At 44.9% G+C, this 16,160-nt stretch carries 13 protein-coding genes and 2 tRNA genes; 10 read left to right on the top strand and 5 right to left on the bottom strand.

Annotated features, from left to right (window positions below):
* Window positions 1-26: 26 nt before the first annotated feature.
* From pta to folP, 3 genes are all read right to left on the bottom strand, one after another.
* Window positions 27-1,043, bottom strand: coding sequence for a phosphate acetyltransferase (pta, locus tag HMPREF9431_RS07995; RefSeq protein WP_004380724.1), 1,017 nt, complete (start codon window positions 1,041-1,043; stop codon window positions 27-29).
* A gap of 133 nt (window positions 1,044-1,176) precedes the next feature.
* Window positions 1,177-1,953, bottom strand: coding sequence for a diadenylate cyclase CdaA (gene cdaA, locus HMPREF9431_RS08000; RefSeq protein ID WP_004380725.1), 777 nt, complete (start codon window positions 1,951-1,953; stop codon window positions 1,177-1,179).
* Window positions 1,954-2,097: 144 nt separating this feature from the next.
* Entirely contained in the window at window positions 2,098-2,955 is an 858-nt protein-coding gene (gene folP / locus HMPREF9431_RS08005; protein WP_004380726.1) for a dihydropteroate synthase, read from the bottom strand.
* A gap of 129 nt (window positions 2,956-3,084) precedes the next feature.
* Between folP and HMPREF9431_RS08010 the strand changes: the two genes are divergently transcribed.
* Window positions 3,085-4,401: a UDP-N-acetylmuramoyl-tripeptide--D-alanyl-D-alanine ligase gene (locus HMPREF9431_RS08010; RefSeq protein ID WP_004380727.1), complete on the top strand. Its 1,317-nt coding sequence runs from the start codon at window positions 3,085-3,087 to the stop codon at window positions 4,399-4,401.
* Between the two features lie 168 nt (window positions 4,402-4,569).
* On the opposite strand, the gene HMPREF9431_RS08015 is transcribed toward HMPREF9431_RS08010, so the two are convergent.
* A tRNA-Phe gene (locus HMPREF9431_RS08015) sits at window positions 4,570-4,642 on the bottom strand.
* Between the two features lie 123 nt (window positions 4,643-4,765).
* On the opposite strand from HMPREF9431_RS08015, the gene HMPREF9431_RS08020 reads away from it, so the two are divergent.
* The 4 genes from HMPREF9431_RS08020 to HMPREF9431_RS08030 all read left to right on the top strand — a co-directional run bounded on the left by HMPREF9431_RS08020 (window position 4,766) and on the right by HMPREF9431_RS08030 (window position 7,540).
* A tRNA-Pro gene (locus HMPREF9431_RS08020) sits at window positions 4,766-4,838 on the top strand.
* A gap of 20 nt (window positions 4,839-4,858) precedes the next feature.
* Entirely contained in the window at window positions 4,859-5,437 is a 579-nt protein-coding gene (locus HMPREF9431_RS12975; protein ID WP_004380728.1) for a hypothetical protein, read from the top strand.
* Window positions 5,438-5,666: 229 nt separating this feature from the next.
* A complete protein-coding gene (locus tag HMPREF9431_RS08025; RefSeq protein WP_004380730.1) occupies window positions 5,667-6,512 on the top strand; it encodes a hypothetical protein in 846 nt (281 codons plus the stop codon).
* Between the two features lie 26 nt (window positions 6,513-6,538).
* Window positions 6,539-7,540, top strand: a complete 1,002-nt coding sequence (locus tag HMPREF9431_RS08030; RefSeq protein ID WP_004380731.1) for a GNAT family N-acetyltransferase — start codon at window positions 6,539-6,541, stop codon at window positions 7,538-7,540.
* A 58-nt stretch (window positions 7,541-7,598) separates the two neighbouring features.
* Here the strand turns inward: HMPREF9431_RS08030 and dgt are convergent, their stop codons facing one another.
* Entirely contained in the window at window positions 7,599-8,936 is a 1,338-nt protein-coding gene (dgt, locus tag HMPREF9431_RS08035; protein ID WP_004380732.1) for a dGTP triphosphohydrolase, read from the bottom strand.
* 104 nt (window positions 8,937-9,040) lie between these two features.
* On the opposite strand from dgt, the gene dut reads away from it, so the two are divergent.
* The 5 genes from dut to HMPREF9431_RS08065 all read left to right on the top strand — a co-directional run bounded on the left by dut (window position 9,041) and on the right by HMPREF9431_RS08065 (window position 16,160).
* The gene (dut, locus tag HMPREF9431_RS08040) at window positions 9,041-9,475 is read left to right on the top strand and encodes a dUTP diphosphatase (protein ID WP_004380733.1); all 435 of its coding nucleotides are present in this window, start codon (window positions 9,041-9,043) and stop codon (window positions 9,473-9,475) included.
* Between the two features lie 18 nt (window positions 9,476-9,493).
* On the top strand, window positions 9,494-11,275 hold the full coding sequence (locus HMPREF9431_RS08045; RefSeq protein ID WP_004380734.1) for a tetratricopeptide repeat protein: 1,782 nt from the start codon (window positions 9,494-9,496) through the stop codon (window positions 11,273-11,275).
* The gene (locus tag HMPREF9431_RS08050) at window positions 11,272-12,186 is read left to right on the top strand and encodes a DUF4292 domain-containing protein (RefSeq protein WP_004380735.1); all 915 of its coding nucleotides are present in this window, start codon (window positions 11,272-11,274) and stop codon (window positions 12,184-12,186) included. The genes HMPREF9431_RS08045 and HMPREF9431_RS08050 overlap by 4 nt, the downstream gene beginning before the upstream one ends.
* Window positions 12,187-13,881, top strand: coding sequence for a murein hydrolase activator EnvC family protein (locus tag HMPREF9431_RS08055; RefSeq protein WP_004380736.1), 1,695 nt, complete (start codon window positions 12,187-12,189; stop codon window positions 13,879-13,881).
* A 470-nt stretch (window positions 13,882-14,351) separates the two neighbouring features.
* Entirely contained in the window at window positions 14,352-16,160 is a 1,809-nt protein-coding gene (locus HMPREF9431_RS08065; RefSeq protein WP_004380737.1) for an AMP-dependent synthetase/ligase, read from the top strand.

Here is a 16,160-nt window from a genome sequence, read left to right on the forward strand (position 1 = left end):
CATGCTCCACTTCAAACCTTTTCCTCCTAATTATTCTTTGCTTCTTGCGCCTGACAAGCTGTGATAGCGATCATATAATAAATGTCTTCTACCGAACATCCACGACTTAAATCGTTCACAGGACGTGCAATTCCTTGCAAAATCGGGCCGATAGCTTTGGCATTTCCCAAGCGTTGTACGAGTTTATATGCTATGTTCCCTACCTCAAGATTAGGCACAATGAGTACATTTGCCCTACCAGCAATCGTGCTACCCGGCGCTTTTGTTGCCGCAACGGACGGCACTAAAGCAGCATCTGTCTGCAATTCGCCGTCGATATCTAACGTTGGATCCAACGTCTTTGCTATCTTTGTTGCCTCAACAACCTTATCCACTACCTCGTGAGAAGCGCTGCCTTTCGTTGAAAAACTCAACATAGCCACACGCGGATCATCAAAACCTGCTACACATTTTGCGGTCTCTGCCGTGCAAATAGCTATCTGAGCCAATTGGTTTGCATCGGGAACTGGCGTAACAGCTACGTCACCCATGAACACAACGCCATCGTTTCCATATTGCTTTTGCGTGGTAACTAAGAGCAAACCACCGCTGATACACGTAATACCCGGGCGGCATTTGATAATCTGAAGCGCAGGTCTTAACGTCTCAGCCGTAGTACTTAACGCCCCACTTATCTGTCCATCGGCACCATTTGTCTTAATAATCATGCAACCTAAATAAAGGTTATTCGTGGTAACCAGTTGGCGTGCTTGCTCCAAAGTCATCCCCTTTTTCTTGCGAAGTTCACACAAGAGTGCGGCATACTCTTCGCTTTTAGGATTATTTTGAGGATCAATAACGGTTCCTTTCCCGATGTTTTGCAGGCCCCATTGTGCTGCAAGCTGTTGAATTTTCGTTGGATTACCGATTAAAATAATATCGGCTAAGTCGTCAGCCAATGCACGATCAGCTGCACGGAGCGTGCGTTCTTCCTCTGCTTCCGGAAGCACAATACGCTGTTTGTCAGCCTTTGCGCGCGCTACAATCTGCTGTAATAATTCCATTTTTTATATTGCTTATAAAATATTTCAAATGTTCTTGTTGTTATAACAATGCTAAAAATTGTCATTTCCACTTTGCAAATTTAGTGAATTTTATTGAACATTGCCCGATAAGTGCTCTAAAAAAAATAAAAAATCAAGATAATTCTGTCGTCAGAATCTGTTCCAACTCTTCGGCCGATAACCGCAGATAGAATTGCCCTCCCATAGCAATACTGATGCGACCTGTCTCTTCACTCACTACAATGGCTATCGCATCGCTCACCTGACTGATACCCATTGCCGCACGATGCCGCAGTCCTAACTCCTTAGGAATATTCAAATCGTGGCTCACAGGCAAGATACATCCCGCCGCTTTAATACGCTTTTGCGAAATAATCATCGCGCCATCGTGCAAAGGAGAGTTCTTAAAAAAGATGTTTTCGATGAGCCTTTGATTGATATTGGCATCAATTCGGTCGCCCGTATCCATAATATCATCAAGCGGAGAAGCCCGTTCGATGATAATCAATGCACCCACTTTTCCTTTACCCATGCTCATACAAGCCAGCACAATAGGCACAATCATCTGACGTGTCTCCTCGCTTTGCCGTGCATTTCGGTGTCCCTCGAAGAACTTTGCCAAACGTTTAAACTGCCGATGTGCACCTAAGGAATAAAGGAAACGACGAATTTCTTCTTGGAAAAGCACAATCAAAGCCAAAGCACCCACACCAACCAATTTGTCAAGAATGGCTCCTAAAAGTCGCATTTCGAGCACTTGACTGACGAAAAGCCACACCAAAACAAACACGATGACACCAATAAAGATATTCAACGAGCGGCTCTCTTTCATCAAACGATAAATATAATAGAGCAACAACGCCACTAAAACAATATCGATGACATCCTTAATTCCAAAATTAAAAGGCATCGTAAAACTAATTTATCAAGTTGTTTTATGTTCTATTTTAACATACATCAATTCTCAACAGGGTGCTGTTTTGATGGAAATGAGCACCCTATGGATGACCTTTCCGCACGAAACACTGCCTCATTTTGCCAGACATTCACGTCTTTATGTCCATTCATCACTCGGTGAACTTTGTTGCATCGCCGAGATAATCTTCACCGTTTCCACAGCTTCAGCTACGTCGTGCACCCGCAAAATGTTAGCTCCTTTCATCAAACTTGCGGCATGGATGGCCGTCGTTCCATTCAAAGCGGTCAACGCATCGCCACCCACTAACTGGTAAATCATACGTTTACGCGACACACCTATTAATAAAGGAAGTTCCAAAGCACGCAGCTCTTCCAAGCCATTGAGCACGGCATAATTCTGCTGTAAGTCCTTTCCAAAGCCAAAACCCGGGTCAAGAATAATATCTTTCACCCCTCGATCGCGTAATTGTTGCACCTCCTTTGCAAACGAAAGTATCATGTCGTTGAGATTTGATTTCACCGACATTAAGATATAGGGCACCTGCAACTGACCCACCACATCAAACATATTCTCCGTTTCATGAATAGGAACATTGGCAATACCAGTGATACCTCCTTCGCTCACATCGTTAATAATATCAGCTTGCCACTCCTCAATGCAGCGACGAGCCACAAGCGGTCGGTAGGTATCCACCGACACAATAGCCGTGGGTTGCTCCCGTCTTACGATGGCAAGTGCACGCTTCAAACGCTCCATCTCCTCGCTTTCGCTCACAACAGACGCCCCCGGACGTGTCGAAAAGGCACCCACATCAATCATCGTTCCACCTTGTTCGACAATCTCATTCGCACGATGAGCAATCTCTTCCTCGGTTTGTTTGCGACTACCCGCATAGAAACTATCGGGCGTGCAATTCAATATTCCCATCACTTGTGGTGTGGAAAGATCTATCAATGTTCCTCTAACTTGAATAGAATAATGTATAGGCTTCATCGCTACAAAGATATATTTTTTTTATATAGCATGCAAATTAAATACCACGCTTACTGCAAATCATTAACATTCTATATCCATCGTCACCAAAAAAGCCTTAACTTTGTATCGACAATTCACAATAACAGCATGAATATAGAAGATTTGTATCAGCTTTATTTGCAGCATCCGTGCATCACAACCGATAGCCGCAACTGCCCCAAAGACAGCATTTTCTTAGCCTTAAAGGGCGAATCGTTTGACGGAAACAAGTTTGCACAAGGCGCTTTAGATAAGGGATGTGCCTATGCTATTGTCGACAATCCGCAATATGCCGACCCCAATCAACCCAAAATCATTTTGGTTAACGATTGCCTTCTCACCTATAAAGCATTGGCAAGAATGCACCGTCGCCAGTTCAACATCCCCATTATTGGCATCACAGGCACCAATGGTAAGACCACAACCAAAGAACTTCTCTCGGCTGTTTTAAGCGAAAAGTTCAACGTCATGCACACCGAAGGTAACTATAATAATGATGTTGGTGTGCCCAAAACGCTTTTTCGCCTCAACGACAGCCACGAGATTGCGGTGGTAGAGATGGGAGCCAGCCACATCGGTGATATTAAAAAGCTTGTGGATTACGTAGAACCTACCTGCGGATTGATTACCAATGTGGGGCGCGCTCATCTACAAGGTTTTGGCAGTTTTGAAGGCGTTAAACAGACAAAAGGCGAGCTTTACGATTATTTAAAGGTACACGACGGATTGCTTTTCCTCAACGAAAGCAACGCCGACTTAGTGGAAATGGCCAGCGAACGACAATTCAACCGCATTGTTTCCTATGGACATAGCGACGATGTGAACGTCTGTGGAACGCTCATTTCGTGCAGTCCTTTTGTGAATTTCAGCTGGACCGACCTTTCAACCCCGCACACAAAGCTGCGCACCTATGAAGTAACAACCCATCTCATTGGCGCTTACAACATCGACAACCTGCTGGCTTCTATTGCCGTTGGCTTGCATTTTGGCGTCACACCCGAGCAGATTAATCATGCCCTTTCACATTATATTCCGTCCAACAACCGCAGCCAGTTGGAAGAAACGGCACACAACAAGCTCATTGTTGACGCCTACAATGCCAATCCTTCGAGCATGAAAGCGGCGATAGAGAATTTTAAATGGATGGATGTTCCCCATAAGATGGCCATCTTAGGGGATATGCTTGAGTTGGGCGAAGTGTCTGCATCGGAGCATCAAAAGGTGGTCGATATGCTGCAAAGCGATGGCTTTGATAAGGTTTGGCTTGTGGGAAAGGAGTTTGAAAAGACCCACACTACCTATCGAAAGTTTAAAGATGTCGACGAAGTGAAGGCGGCTATCGCTGCCCAGCAGCCACAAAACCATTCTATTTTGATTAAAGGAAGCAACAGCATTCGCTTGTTTGAGTTGCCACCTTATTTATAAACAGCGCAGCACCTGCGTTGCCTTTCAACCAAAAGTAGCGATGAGTGGAACTGAAATGCCCACCTCATCGCTACTTTTTTGATGTCTGCCCCACCAACGTTGCCTACAAGAAACGAAAAAAGGCGCTTGCCCATAAAATAGGTAAAACGCCTTAATGAAAGGAGGAAGTGGTACCACCAGGAATCGAACCGGGGACACAAGGATTTTCAGTCCTTTGCTCTACCAACTGAGCTATGGCACCTTTTCTTCGCTATTTGCGGTTGCAAAGGTATACATATTCTTCCACATCACCAAACTTTTCCCCGAAAAAATTCGTCAGTTCATAAAAAACCACTACCTTTGCGTCCACAAAACACAGGTTAATCGGGATGTAGCGCAGTTGGTAGCGCACTACGTTCGGGACGTAGGGGTCGGGCGTTCGAGTCGCCTCATCCCGACGATTTAACCGCAAAGGAGCATGCAACAGTGCTCCTTTTTTGATGTATTGGCGCATCGTCCCATGGCCAAGGCTCCCTGTTCTCCATTCCTCTGCATCTCAATGATGCAGCCTTCACAACGCATCCTCCACCCAACGACGCGCCACCCTCATCTCAATTTGCATGCTTTATGCACAAAATACTGCCACTTTGGTTCGTATTTATTCCTGCGATATATTGTGAAGTGGCCTCCAAACTGTAAACTTTTAATACCAAAAACACCACACACCGGTTTCCTCGAAATAGCACTTCTACCGCACAGATGGAACACCTTTTCCACCTTTTTCTGTTCCTTTGCACGAGAAAAGCAATCACATGATTTTGCAAAAGCGCCCATTTCATCGCAAAAACACCATGCTTTTGCACGTCTTTTTTGCCCCGAAAAACATGCAAAATGGCTGAAAAAAGCCTCTATTACAAGCGATTTTTGCGTCCTTTTTCACAGCAGTTTCTGTAACGTTCTCATTATAAAAATGTTACGAAGGCGGCTTCTTTTTGCGTTATTTTCTGCAACTGCTTTCGGCGTTGTGAATATGAAAAATACAGCGAAGCATTTGTAATAGAAAATGATTTTTATAACCCTCTCAGCCAAGCCCGTATCAAAAGCGCCACATACCCTTTGCAGAACATGGAACACGACGTGCCTGTTCCCTCGCCATTACGCGTCTATGCCTGCCGGTAGTGATGCCCTTGACACCCAAATACAAAAAAAATTGATTATTTTAAGGTAAAAAAGAGCGATTTAGAAAAACTTATATTATTTTTGCATGTCTCTTGCATTTGAGTGAAATGAAGACAGAAGTGATAGAGAAAACCATCGATATTGAGAAGGTGCTGACCAGCAAAGTGGGCGCAAAGGCACGCTATGTGCCACGTTTTCTGATTTCCTGGCTGCGGCATCTTGTGCACGAAGACGAAGTAAATGCGTTTCTTGCAGACCATAAAGATGTGCAAGGCACAGAATGGTTAGAGGCTTGTGTGCGCTATTTGGATATGAAAATCGAAGTCGTTGGTGCAGAAAACCTGCCCCGAAAAGACGACGGGAAGCTCTACACTTTCGTATCCAATCACCCCTTAGGCGGACAGGATGGTGTTGCATTGGGAGCCATCATTGGTCGTCATTACGATGGCAACTTCCGCTATTTGGTCAACGACTTGTTGCTCAATCTTCCCGGATTGAAACCCGTCTGCATTGGTATCAACAAGACAGGCAAGCAAAGTCGCGACTTTCCTCGCATGGTAGAGGCGGGCTTTAACAGCCAGAATCACCTGATAATGTTCCCTGCCGGGCTCAATAGTCGTAAGGTAAAAGGGAAGATTCATGACCTGCCTTGGAAGAAAACGTTTATCACAAAGAGCGTAGAAACCCACAGAGATGTGGTGCCTATACACTTTAGCGGACGCAATTCTAATCGCTTTTATCGCATCGCTAAGTTCAGTGATCGCTGGCTTCCATTCAATTTAGCCATGTTGTTTTTAGTCGATGAAATGTATAAAAATGTAGGGAAGCACTTTAAAATCACCATCGGAAAGCCCATACCTTGGCAGACTTTCGACAAGCAGAAAACACCGATGGAATGGGCAAAATATGTAGAAGATAAGGTGTATGCGTTGCAAGCGCACCCAAACAAATAAAGAAAACGAACGAGAGAACCCACAAAATGGAAGAAGAAATCATTCAACCCATTGACAAAGCTTTGTTGAAAAGCGAACTAACCGCTGAGCGTCAGCTGAGAATGACGAACAAAAGCAACAATGAAATCTATGTCATCACGGCACAGAACGCCCCCAACGTGATGAAAGAGATTGGCCGTTTGCGCGAAATGGCATTCAGAACGGCTGGCGGAGGAACGGGAAAAGCAATGGATATCGACGAATTCGACACGATGGAGAATGGTTGCAAACAGCTCATTGTGTGGAATCCTGAGGCCGAAGAGATTATTGGTGGCTATCGGTATTTGTTTGGATCGGATTGGCAAGTGGATGAAAACGGGCAACCAAAGCTCGCCACCAGTCACATGTTTCATTTCTCAAAGACCTTCATGCAAGACTATGCGCCCTACACAGTTGAGTTAGGTCGCAGCTTCGTTTCATTAGAATATCAGAACGTTCGCAAAAACTCTAAAAGCATTTTTGCATTAGATAACCTATGGGATGGGCTGGGAGCGCTCACCATTATCAACCCTAAATGCAAATATTTCTTCGGCAAAGTAACGATGTATCCATCGTATATTCGTAAAGGGCGCGACATGATTTTATATTTCCTAAAGAAGCATTTTGATGACAAAGATCACCTCATTTCGCCGATCAAACCGCTCAAAATCGAAACGCCTATCGCAGAGTTAGAACGGTTGTTTAACAAGGACTCGTTTCATGATGACTATCGCATTTTGAACAAAGAAATCCGACAATTAGGCTATAACATTCCGCCTTTGGTCAATGCTTACATGAGCCTTAGCCCCACAATGAAACTCTTTGGCACGGCCATCAACTATGGTTTTGGCGACGTTGAAGAAACAGGTATCTTAATAGCTGTTGATGAAATCATGGAAGAAAAGCGTGTTCGCCACATCGATAGCTATGTGAAAGAGCACCCCGAAGCATTAAATATCACCAGCGGAGCCAATAAAGTAATCTATAAGGAACGTAAAAATGCAAAATAAGGAATGCAAGCATTGTCGGTAGTACCGATGCTTCCATCCCTCATTTCAAGCAGGAGCACTATACGATGGGTAGCGCTATGCCCTTGATTTTTTGATAAATATCCAACGCATAAACATCGGTCATGCCACTGATGTAATCGATGATGGCCATGATACGCGTCTCTAAATCCTCGCTATGAATGTCATATTGGCTACTCACACGTCGGATAAGCTGCTGTGAATAGAACCGTTTGGGGTTAACAGCTGCGTCAATAAACACCTCCATTAAGGTCTCCATAATTTGGAAACCGGATAGCTCTATGTCCAAAACAGGCTTACTATGGTAGATTTTCTCATAAGAAACTTTTACACAATGTTGATAGGCTTGATGTTGAAAAGCAGCGATATGCTGTATTAAACTCCCCTGGAACGTACCGTCAAGAATTGCTTCTTCATTGGCAACAAAGGCCTCAACGCACTCGCTTTCGAGCTTGCCTATGACATTGGCACGCATATAAACGACACGTTCATTGGCATCAGTTACGCCCTCTTCCTCCATTCTTTGCAGAATAGTTTCACGGGTGGTTGCATCGAAAAAGCCCAACAACAACTCTTCCGTTTCTTCATAAGAAAGAATCTTTAGCTTATGAGAGTCTTCTATATCCATAATCTCATAGCAGATGTCATCGGCAGCTTCGACCAAATAAACCAACGGGAAACGGGCGTATTGCAAGGGAGCTTGGGGCTGAGACCGACGAATAATGCCCAATTCATCGGCAATCTTCTCATAGTATTCGGCCTCACTTTGAAAGAAACCAAACTTGCCATGAGTCCCCGAAAGCATGCTCGAAAAAGGATATTTCACAATACTTGCCAGCATCGAATAGGTCATTACAAAGCCTCCTATGCGCCGACCTTTGAAACGATGCGTCAGCAATCGAAAGGCATTTGCATTGCCTTCAAAATGCGTAATGTCGCTCCAAAATGGTGCCGAAACATGGTCTTTCAGTCGTAATCCCTTGCCCTCTGTAAAGAAAGACTGTATTGCTTTTTCACCAGAATGGCCGAAAGGAGGGTTCCCCATATCATGAGCTAAGCAGCTGGCACTAACAATTGTGCCAATCTCTTCAAACAAAGTGTTGGCTAATTCGGGATGCTTTCGCTTTAAACGTGTCGCCACATCATTGCCCAAAGACTGCCCCAATGAGGAGACTTCTAAACTGTGTGTCAATCGATTGTGCACAAAAATGCTACCCGGAAGCGGGAAAACTTGCGTCTTGTTTTGCATCCTTCGGAATGGAGCCGAATAGATAAGACGATCATAATCGCGTTTAAATTCCGACCGATCATCGTGCCTTTCGGCATGCTTATGCTCCTGACCGAAACGTTTGTTGGATATTAATTGCTGCCAATTCATAGGGCAAATATAATGCTAATCTATCGAATTTCACGCTTTTTCAGTAGAAAAGTGAAGTTATCTGCATAGAATTGTTTACTTTTGCACATTATAGATTGCGCGCAATGAATATTAAAATCATCAATAAAAGCCATCATCCGTTGCCTTCATTTGCAACGAAACAGAGTGCAGGAATGGACCTAAGAGCCAACCTTGAAAGGCCTGTTGTGCTGAAACCCATGCAGAGAATGTTGGTGCATACAGGGCTCTTTATGGCACTTCCCATAGGCTATGAAGCACAAATCCGCCCCAGAAGTGGGCTCGCTTTGAAGCATGGTATCACCGTTTTGAATAGTCCTGGCACCATAGATGCAGACTATCGGGGGGAGTTAATGGTGCTCTTAATCAACCTTTCAGACGCCGATTTCACCATTAACGATGGCGAACGCATTGCCCAAATGGTGGTAACTCAACACGAACAACCCACCCTTGAGTTGGTAGATGCGCTCGATGAGACCGAAAGAGGCACCGGAGGTTACGGACATACCGGTGTGAAATAAACCCTAAAATTAAAGCAATTGAAACATACAAGCACACCTATTGCAACGCTGTTGATCATTGGATGCGTCACTTTCTCAATCGTCTTTCCAGCAATAGCGCATAAAAAGGCTGAGAAAAAGCCTGCACAAAAGGAGGTTGTTTCACCATCGCTCACCGATGAAGACAGCATGCGTTACAACCGAATGTTCTTAGATGCTATCATCGATGAGGTAGCAGATCGTTATGATTCTGCGTATCAAAAGCTCAATCATTGCATTGCTTTAAACCCCAATGCCGCCGAGGCTTACTACTTTTTAGCAACACTCGACACCACATCGCGCGGCGATTCGTTGCGCATAGAGCGTCTTTCCCAGGCCGTAAAGCTATCCCCTCGCAACGATATCTATCAAGAACGATTGGGCGAAGCCTATATCGATGCAGGGCAATATGACAAGAGTATCGAGGTTTATGAGCAGCTTTCAAAGCGCCATGCCGACCGAACCGACGAGCTACAGGTGCTGCTTCAGCTCTACAACCAGCAGAAAGATTATGACAAAATGCTGCAAACGCTCAATCGAATTGAGCAGATTGAGGGGACAAGTGAGAATATAACGTTAGCCAAAGTGCGCATCTTTGAGTTGCAGAAAGACGAGGAAAAAGCCTATCAAGCACTACAAGATTTATGCCAGTCGCACCCCAATGAACCGGCATATCGCATCATGACAGGTAATTGGCTCATGCAAAAAAAACGATTAAAAGAGGCTTTTGACTGCTATCAAAGCGTGTTAAAAGAAGATGCTAACAATGTGATGGCGTTGGAATCGCTCTACGATTATTATGCAGAGCAGAACGATAGTGTGCAAAAACATGCCCTGATGATGCGTGTGTTGTGCCACAAAGATGCAGACGCAAAGACCAAACAGACGCTCATTCGGCAGCTCATTCAAGAGCAAGAACGGGCGGGTGGCGATAGTTTATCCATCATCAAGACTTTCGATTCCATTCTTAAAACGGTTCCTTCTGATACGACTATGCTCGAATTAAAGGCCGCTTACATGGTGCTAAAGAAGTTTCCTATGCCCGAAACCAATGCTGCTTTAACACAACTGTTGACACTTTCGCCCAATAATAAAGCCTCACGTATTCAGTTGTTGCAGAACCTTTTGGAGGAAAAGAAGTGGCAACAAGTTCTCGATATAGCGCAGAAAGGCTTGGATTATGACGCCAATGAGATAACCTTCTACTACCTTAAAAGTATCGCTTATCTGCAAAAAGACCGGTCCGATGAGGTGATAAAAACCATCCAAACGGGCATGAAGCATTTGCCAAAAGAGGCTAACAGCAACTTAGTATCTGATCTTTACGCCATCTTAGGCGACTGTTTACAGAAACAACACCGCATAAAAGAGTCTTTCGAAGCGTATGACAGTTGCCTCAAATGGAACGCCAATAACATTGAATGTCTCAATAATTACGCCTATTTTTTAAGTGAAAGTGGAAAAAACTTAGATAGAGCTGCCCAAATGAGTCAGCAGACAATCCAGGCAGAACCCAACAACACCACCTATTTAGACACGTATGCTTGGATTCTTTTTCGGCAGAAAAAATTTGCCGAAGCGCGCCTTTATATTGACCAAGCATTAAAGAATGGCAACGATTCAACGATGAGTTCTGTGATTTTTGAACATGCAGGTGACATCTATATCCAGCTCCATCAACCCCAAAAGGCGATGGAATATTGGCAACAAGCCTTGCAAAAGAGTAGCGAACGAAAAGCCATCTTGACACGTAAGATGAAGCTAAAGAAATATATTCAATGATGAAAAAAATAAAGATTGTAAGGAATAACGCTTGCTTGGCGATAGCTTTGGCCCTGCTTTTTGCAGCATGTGGCACCAAGAAAGCTGTGGTATCGAGCAGTTCTTCATCGCCCAACACAACGATGAAAACGCCAAAAAGCAACGAAAACAACGCTTTTCCAAAACTCAATTTCATTCAAAAAGTGGCCGACAATGCCGTGTATGCAACCGACATTGCGGGCGATTTAAAGCTCAATATCAAAGCGAATGGGCGTGACATTTCCGCGCCGGGTTCGCTTCACATGCGCAAGAATCAAGTGATACGCATACAGGTTTTCATCCCCATATTGGGCACAGAAGTGGGACGATTAGAGTTTACTCCCGACTATGTTCTATTGATAGATCGGCTACATAAAGAATATATTCAGGCCGGTTATCAGCAACTTGATTTCTTAAAAAACAATGGGTTAAACTTTTATAGCCTGCAATCCTTGTTTTGGAACCAGCTCTTTTTGCCCGGAACCAATCAGTTGACATCCGACTTATTGCAACGTTTTGATGCACAAAAAAACGCTCATTCATCGCTTATTCCCGTCACAGTGCAAAATGGAGATCTGCATTTCAACTGGAATTGCAACGCAGAAAGTGGGCTCATTCAAGCCGCATCAGTGGTTTATCAAAGTCAGAAACATGGCCGTTCGACCTTAGATTGGCACTATGACAACTTCAAACCAGTGGGCGTTAAGCAATTCCCTGCCTGGCAAAGTTTCACCTTTACAACCACGGCTACACAGCGAAAGCAAAGCGTTCAGCTCACCCTTGACATGGAAGAAGTGACTACTAAAGCTAATTGGGATGCCAAAACGACCGTTTCTCCCAAATATAAAAAGGTAGAAACGCAGGATGTTTTGGGAAAAATCATGAACCTATAGATGAAAAAAATCGCATTTTTCCTCCTCGCATTGTTGCTGTCTTGCGGTGCACACGCACAGCATAAACAAAAGAGTGCACAAGTCAGACAGCCACAAAAAACGATTGTAAAGAAAGCCGATCCCACTCAAAAGCAGGGCGCATCGTCAAAGAAAGCAAAGGCAACAAAGAAAAAAGCACCCGTTTACACCAACGCTTCGATACGCGGTTTGCAAGGACAACGCTCGCAAATTCAAAAGAAAATCAAGGAACAAGAGCAGGCGTTGAAGAAAAACCAAGCCGATGTGAAGCAGCGATTAAACACCCTTATCACGCTGAACACGCAGATTGATGAGCGCCAAAAGAATATCGATGGCATCCAAAAAGATATTAACAACATCAATGGAAACATCGATATTCTCAACGCACAGCTCAAAACGTTGGAGCAACAGTTGGCCGATCGCAAGACAAAATATATCCAATCGATGCGTTATTTGGCCAAACACCGCAACGTGCAAGACAAGTTGATGTTTATTTTCTCTGCGAAAAGCTTCACACAGATGTATCGAAGGCTGCGTTTTGTGCGCGAATATGCCGATTTTCAAAAGGCACAAGGTGAGATGGTTATGGCCAAACAAGCGCAGGTTGACGGCAAACAAACGCAACTCAAGCAAGTAAAAGGCGAGAAAAGCAACCTTTTATATAAAGGTAAAAAAGAAAAAGAGGCCCTCGAAGGACAACAAGAAGAGCAGAAAAAGGTGGTGGCATCTTTGCAAAATCAGCAAAAGACTATCCAGAAAGTCATTGCTGAACAACGGCAGAAAGATGCGGCTCTGAATGCCCAAATCGATAAGTTGGTGGCCATAGAAGTGGCTAAGGCCCGTGCAAGAGCAGCCGAAGAAGCGCGTCGAAAGGCTGCTGCTAAAGCCGAAGCCCAACGCAAAGCGGCAGAGATTGCACGCAAAAAGGCTGAGGCAGAGGCCGAAGCGCGCGAGAATGCACGTCGCATTGCAGAGGCGAAAGCCCACGAAGCGAAGCTCAAAGCAGAGGCCGTTGCTGCCGCACAAGCCGCAGAACAGGCGCGCAAAGCACAGCAGACGGCCGACGAAACCAAAAAGAAACAAGCGGCATTGGCAGCTGCACAGGCGGCACAAATGAAGCGCGAAGCAGCCGAACAAGCAGCTCGTGAGGCCGAAGCCCAGCGTGTTGCCGCAGAGAAAAAGGCAAAGGTTGAGGCCTCAAGGCAAAGGCAAGAGATCGCCGAAGCCCAGAAAGAAGCTGAAAGTTCGGAACGTCTTTCGAGCATGGACCGCATGATTAGCGGTGGCTTTGAGGCCAACCGTGGGCGTCTTCCCATGCCTATCACGGGCGCATATAAGGTGGTTAGCCACTTTGGTCAGTACAATGTGTCGGGCTTGAAAGGGGTAACCCTCGACAACAAGGGCATCAACATTCAAGGCAACCCGGGCTGTTCGGCCCGCGCTATCTATGATGGCGAGGTGAGTGCCGTGTTTGGTTATGCCGGAAGCATGGTGGTAATGCTGCGTCATGGCACATTTATTTCGGTATATGCCAATCTTAAATCGGTGAGTGTCAGCCGTGGACAAAAGGTGAAACCACGTCAGGTTTTAGGCGCAGTAGGTACCGATAACATTCTTCAATTCCAGCTCAGGAAAGAGACTTCCAAGCTCAATCCCGAAGTATGGTTAGGCCGATAGTCAGCCCATTAAAAAGCAACTTGCAGAGCAAGCATTGAATTATGCTGAGAAAAGTGTACCATTTTGTGCGCTAATTGCTATCCTATTAGGTGATAAAATGATAGTGATTGGCGCACAATTTGATAGCTTTTGTTTTGCCGTTGCGCTACCAAACAGAAACAAGCCCCATCGACTATTCGCCGGTTTGCGGATGACCTTAGATGAAGACTATTGCCTTTTGCCCATCTTTCATTTGCTGATTGGCGTCATGTTGGTTCTCTTTTCTCGACGTAGCCGGCTACAACTTCGACAAATCGGCAGCCCTTCTGCCCCGCAAGAAAATAAAATCAGTGCAGACTTTCACAACCCATTCGAGGCGAAGGCCGTTTCATGCACGCACCTTTTCTGTTTCTTTGTCCGAGAAAAGGTCTATTTTTGTTTTGTTGTTTCCTTATTTTCTCCTATCTTTGCATAGATTAAGTTCTACAATGATGCAAACAATATGTCCGCTATCTGTGCTCATTCACGAGCAAGCTAAGAAATATGGTCAACGCGATGCACTCACCTTTCGTCGTTTTGGCAGCAGGGAATGGCAAACCGTTTCATGGGATCAGTTCTCGCTTCGCGTGAAACAAGTGAGCAATGCCCTGCTCAACTTAGGTGCAAAGCCCCAACAAACCATCGGTGTTTTTTCGCAAAACTGCATCCAATATCTCTACACAGACTTTGGTGCTTATGGTGTAAATGTGATTTCGATTCCATTTTATGCCACCACAAGTGAGCAGCAAATTCAATACATGGTGAACGATGCGCAGGTGAGATTTCTGTTTGTTGGCGAACAAGAGCAGTATAACAAAGCACACCGTATCTTTGCTCTTTGCCCATCGTTAGAACGTATTATCATTTTCGATCGCAATGTAAGAATCAGCAGCCACGACCCCAATGCGCTCTATTTTGACGACTTCATCGCCTTAGGAGAGAACCTTCCAAGACAAAGTGAGGTTGAAATGTTGTGGACAAAGACAAAAGATGACGACATTTGTAATATTCTTTACACCAGCGGAACAACGGGCGATAGCAAAGGAGTGGTGCTCACCTATGGGCAATACACTGCGGCTATGGAGGCCAATGACAGGTGCGTTCCTGTGGGAGAAAGCGACCGTGTCATCAGTTTTCTGCCGATAACCCACATCTTTGAACGCGGATGGGCCTACCTTTGTCTATCAGAAGGTGCACATTTGATTATCAATACCGACCCCAAAGAAATTCAAGAGAGCATGCGAGAGACGCATCCTACATGTATGAGTGCTGTGCCTCGCTTTTGGGAAAAGGTGTATATTGCCGTGAAATCGAAGATTGAAGAGGCGAGCAGTGTGCAGCGAAAACTGTTTGAACACGCTTTGAGTGTGGGACGGAAACGAAATATTGAGTATAGAAGTCGTGGAAGACGGGTGCCGTTGCCCTTGGAATTAGAATATCAGATGGTGAACAAAACCATCCTAAGTTTGGTGAGAAAGCAGATGGGATTGCTTAAACCCAACATATTTCCTACGGCCGGAGCCTATGTTTCGCCCGAGGTTGAGGAGTTTGTACATTCGATTGGTATTGAAATGATTGTGGGATATGGGCTCACAGAGAGCTTGGCAACCGTGTCATGTGACCGCAAAAACAAGCCCTATACCATTGGTTCTGTGGGGCGTCCCATTCATAGTATTCAAATTAAAATAGGTGAGAATAATGAAATCTTGCTGAAAGGGCCGACCATCACGCGTGGCTACTATCACCGAGATGCCATCAATGCACAGGCTTTCGATGCCGATGGCTTCTTCCATACGGGCGATGCGGGCTATTTAAAGAATGGGGAACTCTTCTTGACGGAGCGCATTAAAGATCTCTTTAAGACCTCAAACGGGAAATATGTTGCCCCACAAATGGTGGAATCGCTGTTGCTGGTGGATAAATATGTAGACCAAGTGGCCGTGATTGCTGACCAAAGAAAGTTTGTTTCGGCACTCATTGTGCCCGAGTTTAGGTTGTTAGAAGATTGGGCAAACGAACAAAACATTGCGTTTGAAAGCCGCGAAGACCTGTGCGAAAACAAGCAAATTCAGGCCATGATGTTAGAAAGAATCAGCACACTTCAACAGCAATTAGCTCCCTATGAGCAGATTAAACGCATCACTTTGTTGCCCCATCATTTCTCAATGGAGAACGGAGAACTCACCAACACACTCAAGTTGAAACGTCCTGTCATCTATAAAAACTATCAAGATGACATTGAAAAAATGTACGAAGAATAG

It is taken from the genome of Segatella oulorum F0390 (genome assembly GCF_000224615.1).
Lineage (GTDB): Bacteria > Bacteroidota > Bacteroidia > Bacteroidales > Bacteroidaceae > Prevotella > Prevotella oulorum.